This is a genomic window from Micromonospora sp. WMMC250 (assembly GCF_027460215.1).
In the GTDB taxonomy this organism is placed as follows: Bacteria; Actinomycetota; Actinomycetes; order Mycobacteriales; family Micromonosporaceae; genus Micromonospora; species Micromonospora taraxaci.
This window is the reverse complement of sequence record NZ_JAPZBJ010000002.1, coordinates 5,991,533-6,015,072: the sequence shown is the minus strand read 5'-3', so window position 1 is coordinate 6,015,072 and position 23,540 is coordinate 5,991,533. Positions and strand designations below refer to the sequence as shown.

Annotated in this window: 25 protein-coding genes; 12 read left to right on the top strand and 13 right to left on the bottom strand. The window is 72.5% G+C overall.

What is annotated here, in order from left to right; translation table 11 throughout:
- Positions 1-11 precede the first annotated feature (11 nt).
- A complete protein-coding gene (locus O3438_RS27280; RefSeq protein WP_269683767.1) occupies positions 12-1,043 on the bottom strand; it encodes an SIS domain-containing protein in 1,032 nt (343 codons plus the stop codon).
- A 189-nt stretch (positions 1,044-1,232) separates the two neighbouring features.
- Here O3438_RS27280 and O3438_RS27275 point away from each other — a divergent pair, with 189 nt between their 5' ends.
- Complete coding sequence (locus O3438_RS27275; protein ID WP_269682493.1) at positions 1,233-3,062, top strand: tetratricopeptide repeat protein; 1,830 nt, start codon at positions 1,233-1,235, stop codon at positions 3,060-3,062.
- Between the two features lie 72 nt (positions 3,063-3,134).
- Here the strand turns inward: O3438_RS27275 and O3438_RS27270 are convergent, their stop codons facing one another.
- Positions 3,135-4,721 carry an MDR family MFS transporter gene (locus O3438_RS27270; protein WP_269682492.1) on the bottom strand — a complete coding sequence of 529 codons (1,587 nt, stop codon included), beginning with the start codon at positions 4,719-4,721 and terminating at the stop codon, positions 3,135-3,137.
- Between the two features lie 112 nt (positions 4,722-4,833).
- On the opposite strand from O3438_RS27270, the gene O3438_RS27265 reads away from it, so the two are divergent.
- Entirely contained in the window at positions 4,834-5,490 is a 657-nt protein-coding gene (locus tag O3438_RS27265) for a TetR/AcrR family transcriptional regulator (protein WP_269682491.1), read from the top strand.
- 12 nt (positions 5,491-5,502) lie between these two features.
- On the opposite strand, the gene O3438_RS27260 is transcribed toward O3438_RS27265, so the two are convergent.
- Together O3438_RS27260 and O3438_RS27255 are read right to left on the bottom strand one after the other, a co-directional pair.
- Positions 5,503-6,012, bottom strand: coding sequence for a GNAT family N-acetyltransferase (locus O3438_RS27260; RefSeq protein WP_269682490.1), 510 nt, complete (start codon positions 6,010-6,012; stop codon positions 5,503-5,505).
- The gene (locus O3438_RS27255) at positions 6,009-6,224 is read right to left on the bottom strand and encodes a biotin/lipoyl-binding carrier protein (RefSeq protein ID WP_145779113.1); all 216 of its coding nucleotides are present in this window, start codon (positions 6,222-6,224) and stop codon (positions 6,009-6,011) included. The genes O3438_RS27260 and O3438_RS27255 overlap by 4 nt, the downstream gene beginning before the upstream one ends.
- Before the next feature lie 226 nt (positions 6,225-6,450).
- On the opposite strand from O3438_RS27255, the gene O3438_RS34360 reads away from it, so the two are divergent.
- Complete coding sequence (locus O3438_RS34360) at positions 6,451-6,525, top strand: 50S ribosomal protein bL37 (protein ID WP_369814844.1); 75 nt, start codon at positions 6,451-6,453, stop codon at positions 6,523-6,525.
- A 122-nt stretch (positions 6,526-6,647) separates the two neighbouring features.
- Here the strand turns inward: O3438_RS34360 and rsrA are convergent, their stop codons facing one another.
- The 5 genes from rsrA to O3438_RS27230 all read right to left on the bottom strand — a co-directional run bounded on the left by rsrA (position 6,648) and on the right by O3438_RS27230 (position 10,065).
- Positions 6,648-6,935 carry a mycothiol system anti-sigma-R factor gene (rsrA, locus tag O3438_RS27250; protein ID WP_030336658.1) on the bottom strand — a complete coding sequence of 96 codons (288 nt, stop codon included), beginning with the start codon at positions 6,933-6,935 and terminating at the stop codon, positions 6,648-6,650.
- Between the two features lies 1 nt (position 6,936).
- Entirely contained in the window at positions 6,937-7,764 is an 828-nt protein-coding gene (locus O3438_RS27245) for a sigma-70 family RNA polymerase sigma factor (protein ID WP_269682489.1), read from the bottom strand.
- Positions 7,765-8,095: 331 nt separating this feature from the next.
- Positions 8,096-8,713 (bottom strand): alpha/beta hydrolase family protein, encoded by a 618-nt coding sequence (locus tag O3438_RS27240; protein WP_269682488.1) that lies wholly within the window; start codon positions 8,711-8,713, stop codon positions 8,096-8,098.
- 52 nt (positions 8,714-8,765) lie between these two features.
- Positions 8,766-9,158: a WhiB family transcriptional regulator gene (locus O3438_RS27235; RefSeq protein ID WP_088987786.1), complete on the bottom strand. Its 393-nt coding sequence runs from the start codon at positions 9,156-9,158 to the stop codon at positions 8,766-8,768.
- Between the two features lie 196 nt (positions 9,159-9,354).
- The gene (locus tag O3438_RS27230; RefSeq protein ID WP_269682487.1) at positions 9,355-10,065 is read right to left on the bottom strand and encodes an SOS response-associated peptidase; all 711 of its coding nucleotides are present in this window, start codon (positions 10,063-10,065) and stop codon (positions 9,355-9,357) included.
- Between the two features lie 102 nt (positions 10,066-10,167).
- Here O3438_RS27230 and aroA point away from each other — a divergent pair, with 102 nt between their 5' ends.
- From aroA to O3438_RS27210, 4 genes are all read left to right on the top strand, one after another.
- Positions 10,168-11,466, top strand: a complete 1,299-nt coding sequence (aroA, locus tag O3438_RS27225; protein ID WP_269682486.1) for a 3-phosphoshikimate 1-carboxyvinyltransferase — start codon at positions 10,168-10,170, stop codon at positions 11,464-11,466.
- Positions 11,467-11,620: 154 nt separating this feature from the next.
- Positions 11,621-12,631: a ribosome small subunit-dependent GTPase A gene (rsgA, locus tag O3438_RS27220; protein WP_269683766.1), complete on the top strand. Its 1,011-nt coding sequence runs from the start codon at positions 11,621-11,623 to the stop codon at positions 12,629-12,631.
- A gap of 28 nt (positions 12,632-12,659) precedes the next feature.
- The gene (gene hisN / locus O3438_RS27215; protein WP_269682485.1) at positions 12,660-13,478 is read left to right on the top strand and encodes a histidinol-phosphatase; all 819 of its coding nucleotides are present in this window, start codon (positions 12,660-12,662) and stop codon (positions 13,476-13,478) included.
- 59 nt (positions 13,479-13,537) lie between these two features.
- The gene (locus O3438_RS27210; protein WP_269683765.1) at positions 13,538-14,392 is read left to right on the top strand and encodes a hypothetical protein; all 855 of its coding nucleotides are present in this window, start codon (positions 13,538-13,540) and stop codon (positions 14,390-14,392) included.
- A 237-nt stretch (positions 14,393-14,629) separates the two neighbouring features.
- Here O3438_RS27210 and O3438_RS27205 read toward each other — a convergent pair whose 3' ends face one another.
- The gene (locus tag O3438_RS27205; RefSeq protein WP_269682484.1) at positions 14,630-15,829 is read right to left on the bottom strand and encodes a glycosyltransferase; all 1,200 of its coding nucleotides are present in this window, start codon (positions 15,827-15,829) and stop codon (positions 14,630-14,632) included.
- 224 nt (positions 15,830-16,053) lie between these two features.
- On the opposite strand from O3438_RS27205, the gene O3438_RS27200 reads away from it, so the two are divergent.
- From O3438_RS27200 to O3438_RS27190, 3 genes are all read left to right on the top strand, one after another.
- Positions 16,054-17,052, top strand: coding sequence for an SDR family oxidoreductase (locus O3438_RS27200; RefSeq protein WP_269682483.1), 999 nt, complete (start codon positions 16,054-16,056; stop codon positions 17,050-17,052).
- Positions 17,052-17,912, top strand: coding sequence for an ATP-binding protein (locus tag O3438_RS27195; RefSeq protein ID WP_269682482.1), 861 nt, complete (start codon positions 17,052-17,054; stop codon positions 17,910-17,912). Before O3438_RS27200 ends, O3438_RS27195 begins: the two co-directional genes overlap by 1 nt.
- Before the next feature lie 89 nt (positions 17,913-18,001).
- Complete coding sequence (locus O3438_RS27190; protein ID WP_088987777.1) at positions 18,002-18,574, top strand: DUF5709 domain-containing protein; 573 nt, start codon at positions 18,002-18,004, stop codon at positions 18,572-18,574.
- Between the two features lie 21 nt (positions 18,575-18,595).
- On the opposite strand, the gene O3438_RS27185 is transcribed toward O3438_RS27190, so the two are convergent.
- Both O3438_RS27185 and macS read right to left on the bottom strand, forming a co-directional pair.
- The gene (locus O3438_RS27185; RefSeq protein WP_269683764.1) at positions 18,596-19,249 is read right to left on the bottom strand and encodes a response regulator; all 654 of its coding nucleotides are present in this window, start codon (positions 19,247-19,249) and stop codon (positions 18,596-18,598) included.
- A gap of 14 nt (positions 19,250-19,263) precedes the next feature.
- Positions 19,264-20,403, bottom strand: coding sequence for a MacS family sensor histidine kinase (macS, locus tag O3438_RS27180; RefSeq protein ID WP_269682481.1), 1,140 nt, complete (start codon positions 20,401-20,403; stop codon positions 19,264-19,266).
- Positions 20,404-20,523: 120 nt separating this feature from the next.
- On the opposite strand from macS, the gene O3438_RS27175 reads away from it, so the two are divergent.
- Complete coding sequence (locus O3438_RS27175; protein ID WP_269682480.1) at positions 20,524-20,979, top strand: ATP-binding protein; 456 nt, start codon at positions 20,524-20,526, stop codon at positions 20,977-20,979.
- Positions 20,980-21,008: 29 nt separating this feature from the next.
- On the opposite strand, the gene O3438_RS27170 is transcribed toward O3438_RS27175, so the two are convergent.
- The gene (locus tag O3438_RS27170; protein ID WP_088987773.1) at positions 21,009-21,947 is read right to left on the bottom strand and encodes a ribose-phosphate diphosphokinase; all 939 of its coding nucleotides are present in this window, start codon (positions 21,945-21,947) and stop codon (positions 21,009-21,011) included.
- 102 nt (positions 21,948-22,049) lie between these two features.
- On the opposite strand from O3438_RS27170, the gene glpK reads away from it, so the two are divergent.
- On the top strand, positions 22,050-23,534 hold the full coding sequence (gene glpK / locus O3438_RS27165) for a glycerol kinase GlpK (protein WP_269682479.1): 1,485 nt from the start codon (positions 22,050-22,052) through the stop codon (positions 23,532-23,534).
- Positions 23,535-23,540 lie beyond the last annotated feature (6 nt).

Here is a 23,540-nt window from a genome sequence, read left to right as displayed (position 1 = left end):
CACGCCGCGCCTCACATCGTCGCGGTGACCTTCTTCAACCCGCGTGGCGCGTCCGGGTCCTCACCCCGGGTGAGGGCCAGGGCCAGCGCCAACCGCTGCAACGGCAGGATGTCCAGCAGTGGGGCGTACCGCTCGTCGACCTCGGGAACTGCCAGCCGGGTGGCCCCCGGCACCTCGGCGGAGCCGACCACCACCACGTCGGCGCGGCGTTCGCCGAGGCGGGGCAGCACCTCACCCATCGACCGTCCGCCCGGGCCGGAGCCGACCACGGCGAGCACCGGGACCTCCGGGTCGGTCATCGCGAGCGGACCGTGCAGCAGGTCGGCGCCGGAGAAGGCGAGCGCCGGCAGGTACGACGTCTCCATCAGCTTCAGCGCGGCCTCCCGGGCGGTCGGGTACGCGTAGCCCCGCCCGGTGGTGACCAGTTGCCGGGCGAACCGGTAACGCGGCGCGAGTCGGGCCGGAGTGTCGTCGGCGAGGGTGCGCGCGGCCAGTTCGGGCAGCGCGTCGAGGGCCTGCCGTTCGGCCGCCGGGAGCACGCCGTCGCCGGCCCGGATCCCCTCCACCAGCATCAGCAGGGCGAGAAGCTCGGCGGTGTACGTCTTGGTGGCGGCCACCGCCCGCTCGTGCCCGGCGGCGATGTCGACGCTCAGCTCGGCCACGTCGACCAGCGGCGAGTCGGGGGCGTTGGTCACCGCGAGGGTCAGCGCCCCGGAGGCGCGGGCGGCGCGCAGCACCTCGGCCAGGTCGGGGGAACCGCCGCTCTGGCTGACCCCGACGACAAGCGCGTCGGACAGGTCGGGTCGGGCCCCGAACAGGGTGACCACGCTGGGCGAGGCGAGCCCGGCGGGCAGGCCGAGCCGGATCTCGGTCAGGTACGCCCCGTAGAGGGCCGCGTGGTCGGAGGTGCCGCGGGCGGTGAAGACCACGTGCCGCGGGCGGCGTTCGGCGATGACCGCCGCGACCCGGGCGATCTCGGCGGCGTTGGCGGCGGAGAGCAGCCGCGCGTAGCCGGCCGGCTGCTCGTCGATGTCGGCGGCCATGCCAGCCCCTGCGCGTGTCACGGACACTCCTCCCCTGCGCGGTTCCCGCGCGTTTCCTGCTCAGTCTTGCACCTTTCCCCATATTCGAGCAATTGAACGAGCAGGAGTGCGCAGATGATCACCGAATGATCCCAATATCAACTACGCTTGGCCGGCTGCACACGGTCGAGGCTGCGACGAGAGGACGACGTGCCCGAGGGAACGGACGATGCCGCGCTCTCCGCCACGGAGGAGCTGGCGCTGGCCCGACTGGCACTGGACGAGGGCGACCTGCACCACGCCGCCGGTCACCTCGCCGGTGCGTTGGCGCGGGCCCCCACCCTGCCCGAGGTGCACGAGACACTGGCCCGACTCGCCGCGGTGAGCGACGGTGGCCTGGACCTGTTCCCGATCAACCACCACACGTTCGTGGGAGCCGTCGTCGCCCGCGCCCACCTGCTCGCCACCGCCGGGCGCCCCGCCGAAGGGCTGGAACTGCTGGCCGCGGCGACCACGTACGCGCCCGGCGCCCCGTGGGCCGAGGTGCCCTGGGTCACCGCACCCGAGCTGGCCGAACGACTGGACCCGGAACACATCGCCCGCGTCCTCATGCAGGTGTGCGCCGCCCTGCCCGACCCGGTGCCACGGCTCGGCCGGGCCGCCCTCACGCCGTACCTGACGCTGGCCCGCAACGCGGTCACCGTGCACCCCGAGCACAGCCTGCTGCTGGGAGCGGCGTCCGCGCTGGCCCGGCGCGTCGGCGAAGCCGCCCTGGCGGTCCGGTGGGCCGCCCGAGGGGTACGCGCACAGCAGTCGAAGATGGGCGAGGTCTGGCTCGGGTACGCGTACCGCAGCGCGGGCCGGACCCGCGACGGCCTCGCGGCTCTCGGTCGGGCTGTCGAGCTGGACCCCGACGACCTGGCGATCTACGCGGACATCGCCGGCACCCTGGCCGACATCGGCCGGCTCGACGAGGCGCTGGAGTGGACCGAGCGGGCGCTGGCACGCGACCCGTCGTTCGACTGCGCGGTGCACACCGCACACCGCCTGCGGCACCTGCGCGACGGCGACCTGGCTCACCTGGTCGCGCTCGCCGACTTCGTCCGGGACCATCCCGACGACACCCACGAGCACGGCGACCTGGCCCAATGCTGCCGGGCCCGACCCTGGCTCGGTCAGCTGACACCGGCCGACGGCCCGCTGGCCGACGCGGTGCGCCGGGCGGTGGCCGACGACGACAACGGCCTCGGCGGCGTCGTACACCTGACTGCCCCGGCCCCGCCGAGCGCCGTCCGGACGGCGACGTCGACAGCTCCCGGGCTGCGGATCGACGTCGTCGGGAGCGCGCTGGAACCGGACCCGCGCGAGCCGCGACGGGCGTCCGCCCAACAGCTGTGGCGGTACGCGGACGACGTACCCACGCCGGCCCTGCCGACGCCCTCGGCGACGGCTGTCGACCGGATCGGGCAGATCGCACACCCGGCGTGGCCACACCCGCCCGCCGCGTACGACGCGGCGGTGAGCCTGGCCGGTCTCGACGTGGCCGATCTGCTCGGTCTGCTGGTGCACCCGCCCGCGCCGCCGGCCAACGCGGTGGGTCGACTGCTGGCCGCCCACGACCCGTCGGTCTGGGTCCGGGGTGTGCAGGTGTGGGCCTGCCTGGGTCTGCTGCACCACCGCACCGACGAGCCATGGGAGGGCTCGACCCGCCGCCGGGTGCTGCTCGACCTGATCTGGGGGGTCGAGGACTGGGTCACCGAGGCGGCGCTGTTCGCCCTGGTCACCGCAGCCTGGGTGGATCCCTCGGTGCGCGCGGACGTGGCGCGGGTGGTGGCGGAGCGGCTCGCCGACGCGGCAGCCGTGGCGCGGACCCGGCCGGTCCCGATCGCCGGTTCGCTGGCCCATCTGGCGCTCGCCGCTCCGGAGTTGGACCCGGCCACCGCGGCGCTCGCCACCGACCTGCTCGGCACGCGTTCCGCTCGGGTCCCCCGCCCCCGCAATCCGCTACGCCGCCTCTGGCAACGCCTGCGCCGCCGGTAACTGTGCTTCGGCTGAAGACACACGCCGCGCCGCCCCGGACGGGACGACGCGGCGTGCGACGCGGATGTCGGATCAGGCGACGGGAGCCTTGCCGAGAGCGACCTCGGCCTCCTCCTCCGGGGTGGCCTGCGGCGGCGCCTCGTTGGCGGTCCGCAGCGGGATCTCCTTGATGAACCAGGCGAGCACCGGGATCACGATGGTGAACAACACCGCCCACAGGAACACGTGCGAGATCGCGTCGGAGAGACCGCCGAGCACCAGCTCGCGCGCCTGGGCGGGCAGTTCCTTGAGCTTCGCCAGGTCCATGCCGGCCCCGGCCTCGCCGCCGCCGAAGGCTCGGCCGCCCTCCGAATTGGCCAGCCGGTTGGCGAAGATCGCACCGAACAGCGAGATGCCGAACGAACCGCCGATCGACCGGAAGAACGTCGCCGCGCCGCTGGCCGCGCCGAGGTCCTTCTGCTCCACGCTGTTCTGCGCGATCAGCATCGACGTCTGCATGAGGAAGCCCATGCCGACGCCGAGCACGACCATGTAGAGCGAGGACGTCACCTTGCTGGTGTTGGTGTCGAGCATGGACAGCAGCGCCATGCCGGCGGTCATCACCACGCCACCGACGATCGGGTACGCCCGGTACTTACCGTTCTTGGTGATCGCCCGACCGATGACCAGCGAGACGACGAGCATGCCGAACATCAGGGGCAGCAGCAGCAGACCACTGTTGGTCGCCGACGCGCCCTGCACGGTCTGCTGGTAGAGCGGCAGGAAGTTCATCGCGCCGAACATCGCGAAGCCGAGCAGGAAGCCGATCACCGAGATCAAGGCGAAGTTGCGGTTGGCGAAGAGCCCCAAGGGCAGGATCGGTTCCTGGACCCGGCGCTCCACCAGGCCGAACGCCACCAACGCGAGCACGGCCAGGACGGCCAGGCCGAAGATCTGCGGGGACGTCCAGTCGTACTCGTTGCCACCCCAGGTGGTGATGAGCACGATCGCGGTGATGCCGACCGAGAGCAGACCCGCCCCGAGCCAGTCGATCCGGTGCTCGGTGCGGTACTTCGGCAGGTGCATGGTGGTGATCAGCACGAGCAACGCGACGCCGCCCAGCGGCAGGTTCACGTAGAACGCCCAGCGCCAGGAGAGGTGGTCGGTGATGAAGCCGCCGACCAGGGGGCCGGCGACCATGGCGATCGCCATGATGCCGGCGATCATGCCCTGGTAGCGCCCACGCTCGCGGGGCGGGACCAGGTCACCGATGATCGCCATCACGCCGACCATGAGGCCGCCGGCGCCGAGACCCTGCACGGCCCGGAAGGCGATCAGCTGCACCATGCCGTCCTGCGGGCCGCCGAGCATCCCGGAACCGGCCATACCGCAGAGGGCGGAGCCGACGAGGAAGATGACGACCGAGGTCAGGAAGACCGACTTGCGGCCGTAGAGGTCACCCAGCTTGCCCCAGATGGGGGTGGAGACGGTGGTGCCCAGGACGTACGCGGTGACCACCCAGGTGAAGTGGTTGAGGCCGCCGAACTCGCCGACGATCCGCGGTAACGCGGTGCTGACGATCATGTTGTCGAGCATCGCGAGCATCATCGCGATCATCAGCCCGAACAGCACGACCCTGATGTTGTTGGGTCGTGCGCCGGCCTGGGTTGCCTGTGTCATGGGTAAGCTCCCCCCGAGGATTGCCACACTTACTTGCCGCCCGGCTAGTCACCTTACTAGCCGCACGGTAAGTTGGGCACCAACTAGCGGTCAAGCCAATTGGGGGGCGTGGGTGAGGGAGAGCACAGGCGGCACGCGGGAGCGGATCAAGGCCGTCGCGCTCGAGCTCTTCACCGAGCAGGGGTACGAGAAGACCTCGCTTCGGGAGATCGCCGAGCGCCTCAACGTCACCAAGGCCGCGCTCTACTACCACTTCAAGAGCAAGGACGACATCGTCGCCAGCTTCGTCGAGGACCGGCTGGTGCAGATCGACGCGCTGACCGCCTGGGCCGAGTCGCAGCCCGCGACCCTGGACACCCGGCGCGAACTCGTCTCCCGCTACGCCGACACGATGTTCAGCGGCGAGATGCCATCGGTGATGCGGTTCTTCGAGCAGAACCAGACCGTGCTGAAGAGTCTCGCCGCCGGCCAGCAGATGCGCGGCCGGATGATGACGCTCGCCGACGCGTTGTGCCGTGGGGACGACTCCCCCGCCGCCCAACTGCGCGCCACCCTGTCCCTGTTCGCGGTGCACGGCAGCTGGTTCGCGCTCCGCGCCCCGCACATCAGCGACGACGAGCGCCGCAAGCTCGCCCTGGAGGTCGCCGACGAGTTGCTGGCCGCCATCGGCACCGACCCGACCCCGCCCGCTCCGCCTGCCCCGCCCGCTCCGCCTGCCCCGCCCGCTCCGCCTGCTCCGCCGGACGTGAGCGCGACCAGCCCGGCCTGATCGGCCGGGCGGTCAGCCGCGCGTGAGATCCAGCCGCAGACCGAGCAGGTCCACCCCCGGCGCCGGCGACCAGTCCTTCTCCGGCGCACGGGCGAAACCGAGCCGCGAATAGAGCCGGTGCGCCGACTGGGCCATGCCGGCCCGGACGCAGATCACCACCGCCACGCAGCCCAACTCGGTCGCGCGCGCGACGCACGCCTGCGCCAGCGCGGCACCCACGCCCCGCCCCTGGGCGCCCGGGTCGACCGCGAGCATCCGGAACTCCGCCTCACCCGGCCCGGACAGCTCCGCGAAGCGGGTGCCCGGCAGCACGAAGGTCACCGAGCCGAGCACCGCGTCGGTCGCCTCGTCCACAGCCACCAGCACCTCGCCACTGGCGGCCCGGGTCGACACGTCGGCCAGCACCGCGCCGTACCCGTGCTCGCCCTTGAGCTGACCGTCCGCCTCGTACGCGGCCACCGTCAGCCGGGCCACCGCCGGGAAGTCGGCCTGCTCGGCAGGACGGACCCGCAGCCCGGTCAAGCAATCACCGCGATCAGGTCGCCGTCCTGCACGACGTCGCCCTCGTGCACGGCGAGCTGCTGGATCACACCCTCGGACTCGGCGATGACCGGGATCTCCATCTTCATCGACTCGAGGATCACCAGGGTGTCGCCCTCGGCCACCGTGTCACCAGCCGTGGCGACGACCTTCCAGACGTTCGCCACCATCTCGGCGCGGATCTCCTCGGCCATGTCCGGGCCCTCCCTCTTCGCGATGTGCCTGCCGTCGTATCCAATCATGCGCCGGACGGCGGTGAGCGCACAGCGGCACAGCCGGATGGCACATCCGCCCTGGGGAAGGTGGCGGCTGTCGACAGCACTACCATCAGCGGGTCGGACCCGACGCCGGACGGCCGGTGGGTGCACCCGCTCCGAGGTCGTGCGCAGGACGGATCCGACCCATCACGAGGAGGTCAGCATGGCGAAGAAGTCCCGGAAGAAGAAGGCCCGTAAGAAGAGCGCCGCGAACCACGGCAAGCGTCCCAACTCCTGACCGAGTCGACGGGCCCGCGGCCCGTCACCGATCAGCCCCACCCGGCGGACGCCGGGCACACCGGTGGCCCGGGTCCACGTCGACCCGGGCCACCGGTGTTGGTCAGTCAGATGTGCTGGCGCTCAGTCGGCCAGCTCGCGGGAATCACTGGTCTCGAAGACCACCAACTCGGTGAGCTTGACCCGAAGCCGTTCGCGCAGCTCGTCCGGCGCGGTCTCGTTGCCGCAGCAACGCGCCACCAGCGCCCGCACCTCCTGCTCCAGCCCGTACTCGCGCAGGCAGGGCCCGCATTCGTCGAGGTGGTGCCGGATCAGCGAACGACGCTCGTCGGCGCACTCCAGATCCAGGTAGAGGTAGACCTCCGCGAGCACCTCGCGGCAGTCTGTCTCGTGCGGCTCCCCACAGCTCACGTCACACCTCCTGGCCGGCAGCGGCGGTGCTGGAGCCCTTGGACGAGCGGGCGGCACTGAAGCCCCGCTCCCCGGCGTAGCGCTCAAGCAGCTTGCGCAGATTACGACGGCCCCGGTGCAGACGCGACATCACGGTGCCGATCGGCGTGCCCATGATGTCCGCGACCTCCTTGTACGAGAAGCCCTCGACATCGGTCAGGTAGACGGCCAGGCGGAACTCCTCCGGCAACTGCTGGAGGGCCTCCTTCACGTCGCTGTCCGGAAGCCGGTCCAGTGCCTCGGTCTCCGCCGAGCGCAACCCGCTGGAGGTGTGCGACTCGGCCTCGGCGAGCTGCCAGTCGGTGATCTCCTCGGTCGGCGCCTGGATCGGTTGGCGCTGCCGCTTGCGGTAGGAGTTGATGTAGGTGTTGGTCAGGATCCGGTACAGCCAGGCCTTCAGGTTCGTGCCCTGCTCGAACTGGTGGAAGGCCGCGTACGCCTTCAGGTACGTCTCCTGGACCAGGTCCTCGGCATCCGCCGGGTTGCGTGTCATCCGCAGCCCAGCAGCGTAGAGCTGATCGACGAATGGCATCGCGTCCCGCTCGAATCGGGCCCTGCGCTCGTCCGTCTTCTCGGTGGTCAACCGCACATCCCCTCGCGTCGGATGCTTTCCCGCCGAGGATACGCGTACGGACCTGCCCGCAGATTCACTTCCGGCTGGTGTGCCCGTGCTCACCACACCAACCCCGCCCGGTCCCGCCGTCGCAGGCCACTCCGGACCATCCAGCAGCCGCTTCAGCTGCCGGGCGTCCCGCTCGTCCCGTTTCAGGCTCCGTGTCTCGGTCGGCACCGGTCACCCCCCTCGCAGAAAAGTCGTCCGGGGTTTGTAACGCGAGATGACCACTGGGGCATTCCGTCCGGGCCTCCCCGTTCCTGGTCCCGGCCCCGACGGCGGCCGGCGCTGGGACCAGGAAGGGCCTGGGAGGACTGGCGCCTCCGGCTCGAACCGGCCCGGTGGCACCATCCGATGCAACGACCCTTGCCCGGCACCGGAAACGGTCGTCGGGCACAGCCGCGCAGCCCGGGACGCCGGTCGCCGGGCACAGCAGCGCAGCCCGGGACGCCGGTCGCCGGGCACAGCAGCGCAGCCCGGCACCGGAACGGCCGCCGGGCTGAGCCGATCAGTCGGCCGCCCAGCCCTGGGCTCGCAGCCAGTCCCGCACGACGGTCGCCGTGCCCACCGGATCGCGCCGCAGGTCGTGCGTCTCCCCCGGACGGCTCACCACCCGCACGCCCTGCGCCGGCTCCGGCGTACCGAACGGGTCCCGGTCGCCGTTGACGACGAGCGTCGGCAGGCCGGTGGCCAGTTCGGTGGCGCGGGAACGCTCCGGCCGTCCGGGCGGGTGCAGCGGAAAGGCCAACGCGACCACGCCGGCCGCGCCCACCGCACGCGCCGTCCGACAGGCCACCCGGGCACCGCTGGAACGACCTCCGACCAGCACCGTCGGTGCGTCGACGTGCCGGTCGCGCAGCACGGCGAGCACCGCCGTCCAGGCCTCGTCGAGATGACCCGCAGGTGCGGGCGCACGTCGACCGGCGACCCGGTAGGGCTGGGTCACCCGGACGACCACCAGGCCGGCCGCGACCGACGCGTCCCGGACCGCGAGCAGGTCGGGTGCGTCGACGCTGCCGCCCGCCCCGTGACCGAGCACGAGCAGCGCGGTCGCCGGGCGGGTCGGCAGGTCGGTGGTGATCCCCGCTGGGCCGCGCGGGGTGTCTATCTGGTCGCTGGTTGGCACCGGCCCATTCTGCGCCGCGTGCTGGACGCCCGGTGGTGGACCGGGCCGCTGGTCAGCTGAGCGGCACCAGAGTGAGTAGTCGGTCCCGCACCGGCGGACCGGCGTCGTCGACGGCGTCCGGGTCAGGTTCGACCTCGCCCCGCCAGGCCACCAGCATCGCCCGCCGTTCGCGGGGCGTGGTCGCCCCCCAGACGCCATGGCAGTCACCGACGTCCAGGGCCCAGGCCAGGCAGGACCCCTGCACATCACAACTGCGGCACAGCGCGACGGCAGCATCCGCCGGCTCGTTCGGCGCCGGAAAGAATGTCTCCGGGTCGACGCTCTGACAGGTGCCTCTGGTGCGCCACGCGTCGTCTTGTCGTCGTTCCCGCAATGCCCGCAGCAGTCGCGGATCTCGCCGCGCCGCTGCCACCTCGTGCGGCCGGGGCATACGCGCCCGTGTCATCCACCCACCTCCCCCGTGGGACCGGCAAGATCGGTGGACGTCGTCCGCCCCGTGCGAATCGACAGCCACTACCGGCGCTGTGTTCTATCGCACTTCGTAACACCGGGACAAGGGTATGCCGGGAACATGACTGAACACTCGGGAGACGAATCGCGCGTAATGCTGTCAAATCGGTGCCCGACGATGTGCTGTCGCCTCAGAACAGCGTCAACTCCTGCGGCGCCACCGCCGGCGCGAGCGTCACCCGGTCGATCAGGTGCGGGCCGTCGTTACGGACGTCGCCCACCGCCGGCCCCACCGGTCGGATCTCCAAACCCGCCAACTGCTCGACCGACGCCGGGACGAGCAACCGCTCGGGCTCGTCGGTCGGCGTCAGCCACGACGACCAGGACCCGGGTGGCAGCAGCACCGGCATCCGGTCGTGCACCCCGGCCAGGTCGCCGAGCGCCGCGGTGGTCAGCACGCTGAAGGTGAGCCGGGAGTCGGCACCGGACTCCCAGAGCGACCAGATGCCGGCCAGGGCGAGCACCGACCCGTCGGTGGGCGTCATGTAGTAGGGCTGCCGCCCGCCGTCCGGCCGACGGACCCACTCGTACCAGCCGTCGGCCGGGACGAGGCAGCGGCGGCGAGCGAACGACCCGGCGTACGCCCGGCTGGTGGCCACCGTCTCCGCCCGCGCGTTGATCATGCGGGCGGCGCCGGCGGCGGACCGGGACCAGTGCGGCAGCAGACCCCAGCGGCCCACGCAGAGACTGCGATGCCCCTCCGGGCTGACCCGGACCAGCGGCACCCGATCGGTCGGCGCGACGTTGTGGTCCGGTCGGAGCAGGCCGTCGGTGTCGTCGGACGACTCGAACAGCGCGCTGAGCTCGCCGGAGCTCCGGGTCGTCGCGTACCTGCCGCACATGGGCACACGCTAACGCGTCGGAGGCCCTGCCGGCTGTCCCGCCAACCGGGAGTACGACCGCCGGCCCCCGCCGCCCAGCAGCGGACACGGCAGAATGTAACCGTGGGGAATCTAACCGCGACCCGGCCGTCGCAGCCGTGGACCGCACCGACCGCGTCCGACCCGGTGACGGCGACGCTGCGCCTGCCCGGTTCCAAGTCGATGACCGCGCGCGCCCTGGTGCTCAGCGCGCTGGCCGCCGGCCCGTCGACGCTGGCCCGGCCACTACGCGCCCGCGACACCGAGTTGATGGCCGCCGGCCTGCGCGGCATGGGCGCGCACGTGTCGATCAGCGACGACGAACGCTGGCTGGTCCGGCCGCACCCGCTGGTCGGCCCCGCCCACGTCGACGTGGGGCTGGCCGGCACCGTGATGCGGTTCGTGCCGCCGGTGGCGGGCCTGGCCGACGGGCAGGTCACCTTCGACGGCGACCCCTACGTCCGCACCCGTCCCCTCGGCCCGCTGATCGCCGCGCTGCGCTCGCTCGGCGTCCGGATCGACGTCACCGGCACCGGCAGTCTGCCGCTGACCGTGCTCGGCACCGGCCGGATCACCGGCGGCGAGGTGGTGATCGACGCGTCCGCCTCCAGCCAGCTGGTCTCCGGGTTGCTGTTGGCCGCCCCGCGCTTCGACAGGGGTGTCGTGGTGCGCCACGAGGGCCCGCCGGTGCCGTCCGCGCCGCACCTGCGGATGACCGTGCAGATGCTGCGGGCCGCCGGCGCGGCGGTCGACGACAGCACCCCCGACGTCTGGGCCGTCGAGCCCGGCCCGCTCACCGGGCGCGCCTGGGAGATCGAGCCGGACCTCTCCGGCGCGGTGCCGTTCTTCGCCGCCGCCCTGGTCACCGGCGGTGAGGTTACCCTCCAGGGCTGGCCGCACAGCAGCGCACAACCGGTCGAGCAGCTCCGCTCGCTGCTGCAACGGATGGGCGGCGAGGTCACCCTGTCGACCGACGGGCTGACCGTGCGGGGCACCGGCGTGGTGCACGGCCTGACCGCCGACCTGTCCGACGTCGGCGAGCTGACCCTGGTGCTGACCGCGCTGGCCATGCTGGCCGACTCGCCGTCGGTCTTCACCGGCGTCGGGCACATCCGCGGCCACGAGACCGACCGGCTCGCCGCGCTGGCGCGGGAGTTCAGCGGGCTCGGGGCGGACATCACCGAGACCCCGGACGGGTTGGAGGTCCGGCCCCGCCCCCTGCGCGGTGGGACCTTCCGCACCTACCAGGACCACCGCATGGCGCACGCCGCCGCGGTCACCGGGCTCGCCGTTCCCGGCATCGAGCTGGACGACGTGGGGTGCACCTCTAAAACGATGCCCGAGTTCCCGGCACTATGGTCAGCGATGGTGACCGGAAAGTGAGCGTCGGGTATCTGGACGCTCGCTGAGAGCTGACGCGAGAAGAGGACAGGTCCTGGCGACCAAACGGCGGGAGTACGACGAGGACGACGTACGGGTTCGGCCCGGAAAGTCGTCGCGTCCACGTACGCGCACCCGACCTCGGCACTCCGACGCCCTGGACGGCTTCGTCATCGCCGTCGACCGAGGGCGCTACACCTGCGTGCTGTCCGGCGCCGAACGCGGCGTGGTCGGGGCCGAACTGCCGACGGTGACCGCGATGCGCGCCCGCGAGCTGGGCCGCAAGTCGGTGGTGGTGGGCGACCGGGTCAGCCTGGTCGGTGACACGTCCGGCGCGGAGGGCGCCCTGGCCCGCATCGTCCGGATCGCCGACCGCCGCTCGGTGCTGCGCCGCACCGCCGACGACGACGAGACCACCGCCGAGGGCCGGTTGGAGCGGGTGGTGGTGGCCAACGCCGACCAGTTGGTGATCGTCAGCGCGTTGGCCGACCCGCCGCCGCGTACCGGGTTCATCGACCGCTGCCTGGTGGCCGCGTACGACGCGGACGTCGAGCCGCTGCTCTGCCTCACCAAGGCGGACCTGGCCGGGCCGGAGGAGGTGCTCGGCTACTACACCGAGTTGGATCTGCCGTACGTGCTGAACCGCCCGGACTCCGACCTCGACGCGCTCCGTGCGCTGCTGAGCGGCAAGGTGTCGGTGCTGGTCGGGCACTCCGGCGTGGGCAAGTCGACGCTGGTCAACCGCCTCGTCCCGGACGCCGCCCGCGCGGTCGGCGTGGTGAGTGCGATCGGCCGAGGTCGGCACACCTCCACCAGCGCGGTGGCCCTGCGACTGCCACCGGTGCCCGGGGTGGACACCGACCCGGGCTGGATCATCGACACCCCCGGCATCCGCAGCTTCGGGTTGGCCCACGTGTCCGCCGACAGCCTGCTGCACGGCTTCCCCGACCTGGTCGAAGGCACCGTCGACTGCCCGCCCAACTGCCAGCACACGGCGGACGAGACCGACTGCGCACTCGACGCCTGGGTGGCCTCCGGCAAGGCCGACCCACGCCGGCTGGCGTCGTACCGCCGGCTGCTGGCCTCCCGCGCCGGCGAGGGCGACGCGCGCGGTGAGAGCGACCAGCGCGGGCCGGGCGAGGGTGACCGGCGCGGGCCCGACGAGTGAGCCGGCGGGCGTCGGCTAGGTTGCCGGGATGACCGGGTACGCCGACGACCTCGCCCTCGCCCACCAGCTCGCCGACCGGGCCGACGCCATCTCCACGGCCCGGTTCCGGGCACTCGACCTGCGCGTCGAGGCGAAGCCCGACCTGACACCGGTCTCCGACGCGGACACCGCGGTGGAGCGGGAGATCCGCGCCCTGCTGACCGAGCACCGGCCGACGGACGGGTTGCTGGGTGAGGAGTACGGCGCCGGGCCGTCCACCGACCCGGCCGGCCGCCGTTGGATCATCGACCCGATCGACGGCACCAAGAACTTCGTCCGCGGTGTGCCGGTCTGGGCCACCCTGATCGCGCTCTACGACGGCGACCGGCCGGCGGTCGGCGTGGTGTCCGCGCCGGCGCTGGGGCGGCGCTGGTGGGCGAGTGCCGGCGCGGGCGCGTACGCCGGATCGGGCGCGACCGACGGTGAACGGATCGGGGTGTCGGCGGTACGCGCGGTGGCCGACGCCAGCGTCTGCTACTCCTCCCTGACCGGGTGGGAACGCGCCGGGCTGCTCGACGCGATGCTCGACCTGCTGCGCGACGGTTGGCGCAGCCGGGCGTACGGCGACTTCTACGGCTACATGCTGCTGGCCGAGGGAGCACTGGACGTGATGGTCGAGCCGGAGTTGTCGCTGTGGGACGTGGCGGCATTGGTGCCGATCATCACCGAGGCGGGTGGCACGGTGACGGATCTGGATGGTCGACCGGCTCCGGCCGGCGACCCCGGCACCGACAGCAGTGTGGTGGCCACCAACGGTGTGCTGCACGCCGACATCCTCGCCCGGCTCGATCGACCAGCCGAGCGCTGACACCCGGCAACCTCTATCCTCGCCAGGTGGTCTCCTCCGGTTGGTGCTTCCTCGCGACGATGATCGTCGCGTACGGCTTCGCCAACCTCCTCCAGTCGGTGGCCGCGGCCCGCACCACCGTCCACCACACGTTCGATCCGGGCCTGCTGCTGCGCCTCGCCGGGCACCGGACCTACCTGGTCGGCCTGGGCTGTCAGATCGCCGGCTTCGTGTTCGCCTTCCTGGCCCGGCGGGATCTCCCGCTGTTCCTGGTGCAGGCCAGCGTGGCGGCCGGGCTCGGGGTGACCGCGATCCTCGGCGTGCTGGTGCTGAAGTGGCGACTGCCGGCCGCGGAGGTGGTGCTGCTCGCGCTGCTCTTCGCCGGGATCACCGCGTTGGTGCTGTCCGCCCGTCCGGCGCCGTCGCGGCAGCTCGGCACGGCTGGCTCGATCGCCCTGCTGGTGGCTCTCGGCGTCATCGCGGTGCTCGGTGTCTTCGCCGTCCGGCTGCACGGGGCGCCGGGTTCGGTGGCCCTCGGCTCGCTGGCCGGTCTGGCGTTCAGCTCGGCTGCGGTCGCCGCCCGGCCGCTGGCATCCGCGCCGTCGGCCGAGGCGTTCCTCACCGACCCGCTGTTCTACCTGCTGATCGTCCACTCGATCGTCGGTCAACTGCTGCTCGGCCTGGCCATGCAGCGCGGCTCGACGACCGCGGCGGTCGCCGCTATGGACGCCGCCGGCGCGGTGCCGGCCGCTATCGTCGGCCTGCTGCTGCTCAACGACAAGATCTGGCCGGGCCGGGAGTGGCTGGCGGCGGCCGGCTTCCTGGTCACCCTGACCGCGGTAATCGGGCTGACCCGGTACGCGGAGCCGCAGCAGCACCGCTCGGTGACACGCGGCCGGGACCGGGCCATGGTCGTCGCCACCCGCTCCGGCTGATCCGGCCCGGCGAGCGACCGCAGGTGTAGGCGCCGCCCGCGCCCCCGCGCCCCGCGCCCCCGCGCCCCGCGCCCCGCGCCCCGCGCCCCGCGCCCCGCGCCCAAGATCCTCGCAACATCGGCGATGGTGCTGCCTCCGGCTCGCGGGAAACAGCAACATCCCCGATGTTGCGCGGATCGTGACGACGAACGCGCGGGCAGCGCGGGCGTCGCGGCGTCGGTGTCCGGCCCCGGCGTCCTAGGCCTCGACCGGCTTGCGGCGGCTCACCACCCGCTCGTAGAGACGCTCCAACGCACCGGCGGTCCGCTCCCACGTGTAGCTGCTGCGGACCCGGTCCACAGCGGCGTGCCCGTAGGCGAACCGGCCGGCGTTGTCGGCGAGCAGCCGACGCAGCGAGATACCGAGTGCGCGCACGTCGCCGGGGGGCACCAGCCGGCCGGTGACCTCGTCGACGACGGCGTCGGCCAGGCCGCCCATGGCGTAGCCGATCACCGGTACGCCGCAGGCCATCGCCTCCAACGAAACCCGCCCGGCCGACGAGTAGTGCGGCGTGCAGGCGACCACGTCCGCCGACCTGTACCAGGTGGCCATCTGGTCGTGCGGCACCGCACCGACGAGCCGCACCTGGTCGGCGACGCCCACCTGCTCGGCGAGCTCACGCAGCCGTCGCGCCTCGGCGTGGTTGGCGAGTTGGTCGGTCGGCGGCCCACCGGCGATCACCAGTTCGGCGTCGCCGACCAGCCGCATCGCCCGGATCAGGTCCTCCTGGCCGTGCCCGGCCGAGAGTGAGCCCACCGAGAGGATGCGGGCCCGTTGTTCGCGGGGTGCCGCCTCGCCGTCGGGGTGGAACTGCTCGATGTCGACACCGGCCGGCACCAACGCGACGGAGCTGCGTTGCAGACCCATCCGGGTCAGCTCGTCGACCTCGTCGTTCGACTGGGCGACGGCGATGTCGACGGCCCGGGTCAGGGCCCGTTCCAGGGTGATCCGCTCCCCGGGCCCGTCGTAGTGGCCGCCCAGGTGTCGGAGTTGTTCGACGCCGAGCGAGTGGAACGTCTGCACCACCGGGATGTCGGTCTCCCGGACGGCGTGCGCGGCGGCCAGGCCACCGACCCAGTAGTGCCCGTGCACCACCTCGGGTCGCCAGGCGCCGGACCACTCGTCGGTCAACCAACGGCCGAACTCCGTCACGTGGGGGATCAGTTCGGCGGTGGAGAGGGGGGTGGGCGGGCCCGCCGGCACCCGGTGTACCTGATAGCCGTCGACGTCGACCGTCGCCGGCAGTCCTGGATCGTCAGTGCGGTCGTAGAGCCGGACGTCGTGGCCCCGTTCGGCCAACTCGGCGGCGACCCGAGCTATGTGCTGGCGGGTGCCGACCGGTGGGCCGTCGGCGTGGCGGTACGAGCTGGCGTGCGCGCAGACGAGGCCGACGCGCATGGGTCACCTCCCTGCGATCTTTTCCTCGGCGGTGGTCCTCCCGGTCAGAGCGTCCCATTAACCCCCGTACCCGGAGCCGAAACCTGGCAGATCAGGAAGAGTCGCGACGAGTGCCGCCGACACTTGCGCCACAGCAAGCACAAGTGGCACCCCAGTGACAGTTTGACGATGATCGACAACTGCTTGTTGGTATGACCAGGCCCGGGCGGGGGTACCGCCCAGGAATGCCGCTGACCCGCACCCTCGACGATTCGACCGTGGTGATCACCGGCGCGTCCAGCGGGATCGGCACGGCGACCGCGTACGCGTTGGCCCGCCGGGGTGCCGCCGTCGTCCTGGCCGCGCGCAGCGAGCCGGCCCTGCGACAGGTCGCACACCAGTGCTGGGAGTTGGGCGGCCGGGCGCTGGTCGTACCGACCGACGTGACCGATCTGGAGTCGGTGCGACGGTTGGCCGATCGGGCGGCGGCCGAGTTCGGCCGGATCGACGCCTGGGTGAACAACGCCGCGGTGAGCGCGGTCGGACTGTTCGACGAGATCCCGGTCGCCGAGTTCCGCCGGGTGCTGGAGGTCAACCTGCTCGGGACGGTGCACGGCATCAAGGCCGCGCTGCCCTACCTGGAGGCGGCCGGCGGAGGCGTGCTGGTCAACAACGCCTCGGTGTTGGCCGAGGTGGCGATGCCGTACCAGTCGGCGTACAACGCCACCAAGCACGGCATCCGCGGGTTGGCCGACACGGTCCGGCAGGAGTTGCGGGTCACCGGTCGTGGTCAGATCTCGGTCTGCACAGTGCTGCCGGCCACCATCGACACCCCGTTCTTCCGGCACGCGGCCAACCACACCGGCCGCGAACTGGTGCCACCTCCTCCGATCTACCCGCCGGAGGTGGTCGCCGAGACCATCGTCCGGCTGCTCCGTCGACCGCGCCGGGAGGCGTACGCCGGTGGCGCGGCCCGGCTGCTCGGCCTCCAGTGGCGAGTGGCACCGGCGCTGGTGGAGCGCACCCTCGGCTGGTACGCCCACCGCACCCAGTTCGGGCCGGGGGCCCGGGTGGACAGCACCGGCAACGTGTTCCACGCCGACGCCGGCGCCCGCCGGGACGGCGGCTGGCAGGGCCGACGGCGTCAGCTGGTGCGGATGACCGCGGCGTTCGGCCTCGCCGCGGCCGGGACGGCGGTCGGCACGATGGCGGCGATCAACCGTCGATCGCGGTCGGTGCGCTGATGACCGCGACCGAGCGTCCGAACGCGCGAGCGGCGACCGGCGCGCCCCGTGCGGCGATCACGGCGAACTGCCGCGTGGAGGTTGACGAGTCGTCGGCGGTGGTCCGGCTGACAGGTGTGCTCGACGAAGCCGGAGCCGAGGCGGTACGTCTGGCGCTGCTCTCCCGGCTCGTCGACCGGCCCGGTCCGGTGGTGGCCGACGTGACCGGGCTGCGGGTGGTCGATCCGACCGGGCGGGGCGTCTTCGCCGAGGTTCGCCGGGAGGTCGCCGACTGGCCGGCAGCGGATCTGCTGCTGTGTGATCCGGCGGTCGGTCGGCCCGACCGCACGGAGGCGGCGCTGCCGGCCGCACCGGCCGGAGAACCGGCCGCGCCGACACCGGTGGCCGGGTCCGCGACGGTGGCCGGGGTGCCGGCCTGGCCGACGGTGGACGGCGCCCTGGCAGCGGTCGCGGCGACGCCACTGGCGGCGGTGCTCACCGCCGACCTGGCCCCTGCGGTGGGAGCTGCCCGGCAGGCCCGCGAGCTGGTCACCGCCGGTTGCCGACGCTGGGGCGTGCCGATGTTGATCGACCCGGCGTGCATCGCGATCACCGAGATGGTCAACAACGTAGTGGCGCACGCCCGGACCCCGATGACGGTGCGGCTCGCGCCCCGGGACAGCAGCCTGCACCTGGCCGTCCGCGACCACTCGTCGCACCTGCCGACGTTCGCGGGCCTGTCCCCGCCGGACCGGGTCGGTGGCCGGGGCCTGCTGCTGATCGACACGGTCGCCCGCCGCTGGGGCAGCAGCCCCGCAGGGGACGGCAAGGTCGTCTGGTGCGTTCTGCACCCGGACGACGAGGTCGCCGACCGCGACTGACGGGACGTTCCGTCCCGGGTGCCGGTTTCCCCACCGCACGGCCTGCCGTGCTCCGGTTACGGCGGGAGGGCAGCGGGTAGTGATCAGACATGCGCGACAACGAGTACCCGACCCCCGTGTCCGACACCGAGGCGCAAGGCCTGCCCGACACCGCAGATGACGACTCGACCGCCAACGACGACGTGCTCACCGGGCGCGAGGCGGACGGCCCGGACCCGGCCCAGTTGCCCGGCGACCGGACACCGGTGGCGGTGGACCGGTTCGGGACGACCGCCGAGGAGCAGCTCGACGGGGAGTCACTGGACTACAAGCTCGGACGAGAGGTCTACGAGCGTCCGGCGGACGACCCGTTGGCCGGGACGATCGACCCGAAGATCGCCTTCGAGGCGGACAACCTGGAGGCCGCGGCGGAGGCGCAGTTGGACGCCGACGTGATGGATCCCGGGCCGACCTCGGACCCGAACTCACCGGTCTCCCTCTACGACCACGGTCAGCTCGGCACGGTCGCCGACGCCACGGTGGGACGGCTGGTGGAGCCGGACGAGGGGTCGCACACCGACCAGGAGACCGACTCGGTGGCGTACGACGCGGGCTCGGCCGGTGGCGGGGCGACCGCCGAGGAGTTGGCCATCCACGAGACGGAGCCGCCGCGCTCGGTCTGAGACGCCGTCCGTCGTGAGCGGTCAGTCGTCCAGGCCGCGTTCGATGGCGTAACGGGTCAGCTCGACCCGGTTGTGCAGTTGCAGCTTGCCCAGGGTGTTCTGCACGTGGTTCTGCACGGTGCGGTGCGACAACCCGAGCCGCTGTGCGATCTGCTTGTACGACAACCCCTTCGCCACCAACCGCAGCACCTCCGTCTCCCGGTCGGTGAGCCGGGGCGTGGCGGGCTCCGCGCCGCCGCTCGGGTCGGCCGCCTGACCCGGGCCGGCGGCCAGCCGGCGGTACTCGCCGAGGACGAGCCCGGCCAGGCCGGGGGTGAAGACAGTGTCGCCGGCCGCGGTGCGGCGGACCGCTTCGAGGAACTCGGCGGGCGCTGTCGACTTCACCAGGTAGCCGGTGGCCCCCGCCTTGACGGCGTCCAGCACGCTCTGCTGTTCGCCACTGGCGCTGAGCATCAACACCCGCACCTCGGGCACTGCCGCGCGCAGCCCCATGATCACCTCGACGCCGGAGATGTCCGGCAGTTGGAGGTCGAGGACGACGACGTCGGGCCGGGCGGCGGCGGCCACCCGGACGGCCTGCCGCCCCTCGCCGCTCGTCGCCACCACCAGGAAGCCCGCCTCGGTGAGGTCACGGGCGACGCCTTCCCGCCACATCGGATGGTCATCGACCACCATCACCCTCGTCGGGGTCACCGCTGCGCCCTCGGCACCGTCAACTCGATCTCGGTGCCGGCATCGGGAACGGACATGATCCGTACCGTCCCGCCCACGTCGGCCACCCGACCCTGGATCGACTGGGTCACGCCGAGGCGGCCCTGCGCGGCGGCCTCGGCCAGTCGGCCGGCCGGGATGCCCGGCCCCTCGTCGCGGATCGACACTGTCACCGTCGCCCCCTCGTCCTCGATCAACACCCAGGCTCTCCCGCCGGCGTGCCGCCCCACGTTGTCCAGGGCCGCGCCGGTCGCGGCGGCCAGCTCACCGGCCACCCGACGGGGCAGCGGCACCGGGGTGGCCGGTGCGGAGAGGGCCACCGCCGTCGAGGCGTACCGACCGAGCAGGGTCCGCAGGTCCACCGCCGCCGCCTCGACGCCGTCCGGGAGCGCGGCGGCGGTCGGGTCGGTGCCGGCGATCAGCGCCCGCAACGCGGCCTCCTGCTCACCCGCCAGCCGGGCCAGCTCGCCGGCCTCGCCGGGCAGGTCGGCGCCTCGCCGCTGCACCAGCGCCAGCACCTGGAGCACCGAGTCGTGGATGCCCCGGGCCAGCCTCTCCCGCTCCCGGGTGGCAGCCTCCAACTCCACGGCGCGTTGCAGCCGCTCCTCGGCGCCCACCGCGAGCCGGGCCACGTGCCCCACCACCACTCCGGCGAGCAGCATCAGGATCACCCCGGTGAACGAGGACTGGCCGATCCGCTCCCGGGTGGCCAGGTCCGCGCCAGCCACCAGCAGCGCGGCGATCGTGCCCCGCCGCCGCCCGCCGGAGACCGCCCAGGCCAGCACCGGGCCGGCCATCCAGGCGACCCCCATGGTGGGTACGCCGCCGGCGAGCGCCGCCCGACCGACCACCCACGGGGTGGCCAGCACGACGGCCAGCACCACTGCGAGGTCGGCCAGCAACAGTGGCCAGCGCCGCCAGGCCGGCCGGGCGTACCCGATCGCGGTCGCCGCCGTCCAGCCCGCCATCATCAGGACCAGGGCGCCGACGGCGTACGGGTGGTCGTACCGGTCGACGTCGCGCACCGCGAGCACGCAGACGTACGCCAGGGACGCCACCCGGAACACCGTGAGCGCACGCCACAGCGGCACCTCGAATTCACCTGGCGGCGACGGCATGGCGGTCAGGATGCCATACCCCGGCCGGCCGCATGGCAAGCAGCGAGTGCGGTTCGGGAAACCCTGACGTACGGTGGAAAAGCCGCGAAGTACTCCGAGATCCGCCGCCGGGACGGGCCCATGACCAACGCAGATCCACACGCACCGCGTACGGTTGTGCCCATCGAACCTGCCCTCCTGATCGCCGACGCCTTCAACCAGGCCCAGGTGACCGAGATTCGACACTCGGTCACCTCCTGCGCGCATGCCTGCGGTCTCACCGGTCAACGGCTGGACGATTTCGTGCTCGCGATCAACGAGTTGATCACCAACGCGGTCCGGCACGGTGGCGGACGCGGATGGTTGCGGCTCTGGCACGAGGCCGACGCGCTGATCTGCGAGGTGTCCGACCACGGGCACGGGATCAGCCCGCAGCGGCTGGGCGACCGCAGTCGGCCGGCCGCGGACACCGCCGGCGGCTGGGGTCTCTGGCTGGCCCGCGAGCTGACCGACGTCATGGAGGTGGTCACCAGCACCGCCGGCACCACCGTCCGTGTCAGCACCGGTCTCGTCAGCCCCGACCGCACCACGTACTGACCGCCCGCGAGGGTGCCGCGTGGCGCGGCTCAGCCGAAGAGCGCGGAGACGGACTCGCCGTTGTGGATCCGACGCATGGCCTCGGCCAGGGCGGGCGCTACGGACAGGACCTGTAACTCCGGCACCCGCTTGGCGGCCGGGATGGGCACCGTGTTGGTGCAGACGATCTCCAGGACGCCGTCCTGCTCGCTGAGCCGCCGCAGGGCGTCGTCGGAGAAGAGGCCGTGCGTGCAGGCGAGCCGGATCGACCGGACCTTCAGGCCACGCAGGTGCTCCATCAGCTCGACCACAGTGCTGCCCTTGGCGATCTCGTCGTCCAGCACGATGACATCCCGGTCGGTCACCTCGCCGATCACCGCGCTGATCTTGACCAGGTCGTCGCTGAACCGTTGCTTCGCCCCGGCCGCGACCGGCGTGCCGAGCAGCCGGGCGAAGGCCGCGGCCTCCTTGGCGTTGCCCAGGTCGGGTGAGACCACCACGGTGTTGCTCAGGTCGTAGCGCTGGAAGTGGGTGGCCAGCTCACGCAGCGCGTGCAGGTGATCCACTGGGACACTGAAGAAGCCGTGCACCTGCGGCGAGTGCAGCGTCATCGCGAGCACCCGGTCCGCCCCGGCCGACGTGAGCAGGTCGGCGACCAGCCGGGCGCCGATCGAGATCCGCGGCGCGTCCTTCTTGTCCGAGCGGGCGTACGCGTAGTGCGGCAGCACCACTGTGATCCGGCCGGCGGAGGCACCCCGCGCCGCGTCGATCATCAGCAGCAACTCGACCAGGTTCTCCTGCACCGGCGGCACCAGCGGCTGGATCAGGAAGACGTCCCGCTCGCGGCAGTTGGCCTGCAGTTGCACTTCCAGGCAGTCGTTCGCGAACCGGGAGACCCGCACCGGATGCAGCGGCACCCCCAGGTGGGCGCAGATCTCGGCAGCCAGGTCGGGATGGGCAGTTCCACTGAAAACGGCGATGTCGCGCACGTTCGCACATCGTAGGGGACGAGGAGGGCGGCGGACGGCGGTGGGCCACAACTGGAAGTGACGCAGCTCGCACCACACCCTCGGTCCGGGTACGGTGCTGCGGTGACCCCCCAGTACGTCGCCGCCATCGACCAGGGCACCACCTCCTCCCGGTGCATCGTCTTCGACCATGCCGGGGAGATCGTCGCCGTCGCGCAGCGCGAACACCGGCAGATCTTTCCCCGGCCCGGCTGGGTGGAGCACGACGCCGAGGAGATTTGGGACAACGTCCAGCAGGTCGTCTCCGAGGCGCTGCGGGCCGCCGGCACCGACGCGGCCGGCCTGGCGGCGATCGGCATCACCAACCAGCGGGAGACCACTGTCGTCTGGGACCGGTCCACCGGTCGCCCGGTGGCCAACGCCATCGTCTGGCAGGACACCCGCACCGGGCCGCTGCTGCGCGAGCTGGCCTCGGCGTACGGCGAGGAGCGGTTCCGGACTCGCACCGGCCTGCCGCTGGCGACCTACTTCGCCGGGCCGAAGCTGCGGTGGCTGCTGGACGAGGTCGACGGTCTGCGCGAGCGCGCCGAGCGCGGCGAGGTCCTCTTCGGCACCATGGACAGCTGGCTGATCTGGAAGTTGACCGGCGAGCACGTCACCGACGTGACGAACGCCAGCCGGACGATGCTGATGGACCTCACCACCCTCGACTGGGCCCCGGACCTTTTGGATGCGATGGGCGTTCCAGCGGCGATGCTGCCCGAGATCCGCTGCTCCGCCGAGGTGTACGGCCACGCCACCGGCGTACTCGCCGGGGTGCCGGTGGCCAGCGCGCTCGGCGACCAGCAGGCCGCCCTGTTCGGGCAGACCTGCTTCCAGCCGGGCGAGGCGAAGTGCACCTACGGCACCGGCAGCTTCCTGCTGCTCAACACCGGCGCCACCCCGGTCCCGTCGACGCACGGCCTGCTCACCACTGTCGCCTACCGGATCAAGGACCAACCCCCGGCGTACGCCCTGGAGGGCGCGATCGCCGTCACCGGCTCGCTGGTGCAGTGGCTGCGGGACAACCTCGGGTTGATCTCCACCGCCGCCGAGGTGGAGGAGTTGGCGCGCACCGTCGACGACAACGGCGGCTGCTACGTGGTGCCGGCGTTCTCCGGGCTGTTCGCCCCGCACTGGCGCAGCGACGCCCGTGGCGTGATCGCCGGCCTGACCGGCTACATCACCAAGGGGCACCTGGCGCGGGCCGCGCTGGAGGCGTCGGCCTGGCAGACCCGCGAGGTGGTCGACGCGATGGACGCCGACTCCGACGTGGCGCTGCGCCGGCTGCGGGTGGACGGTGGCATGACCGCCAACGGGCTGCTCATGCAGTTCCTCGCCGATGTCCTGGACGTGCCGGTGGTCCGGTCCCGGATCACCGAGACCACCTGCCTGGGCGCCGCGTACGCGGCTGGTCTGGCGGTCGGCTTCTGGCCGGACCTGGCCACCCTGCGGGCACAGTGGCGCTCCGACGCGCAGTGGGAGTCGACAATGACGCCGGAACTGCGTGAGCGGGAACTCGGCCAGTGGCGGAAGGCCGTGCGGCGCACCCTGGACTGGGTGGAGTGATCCCCG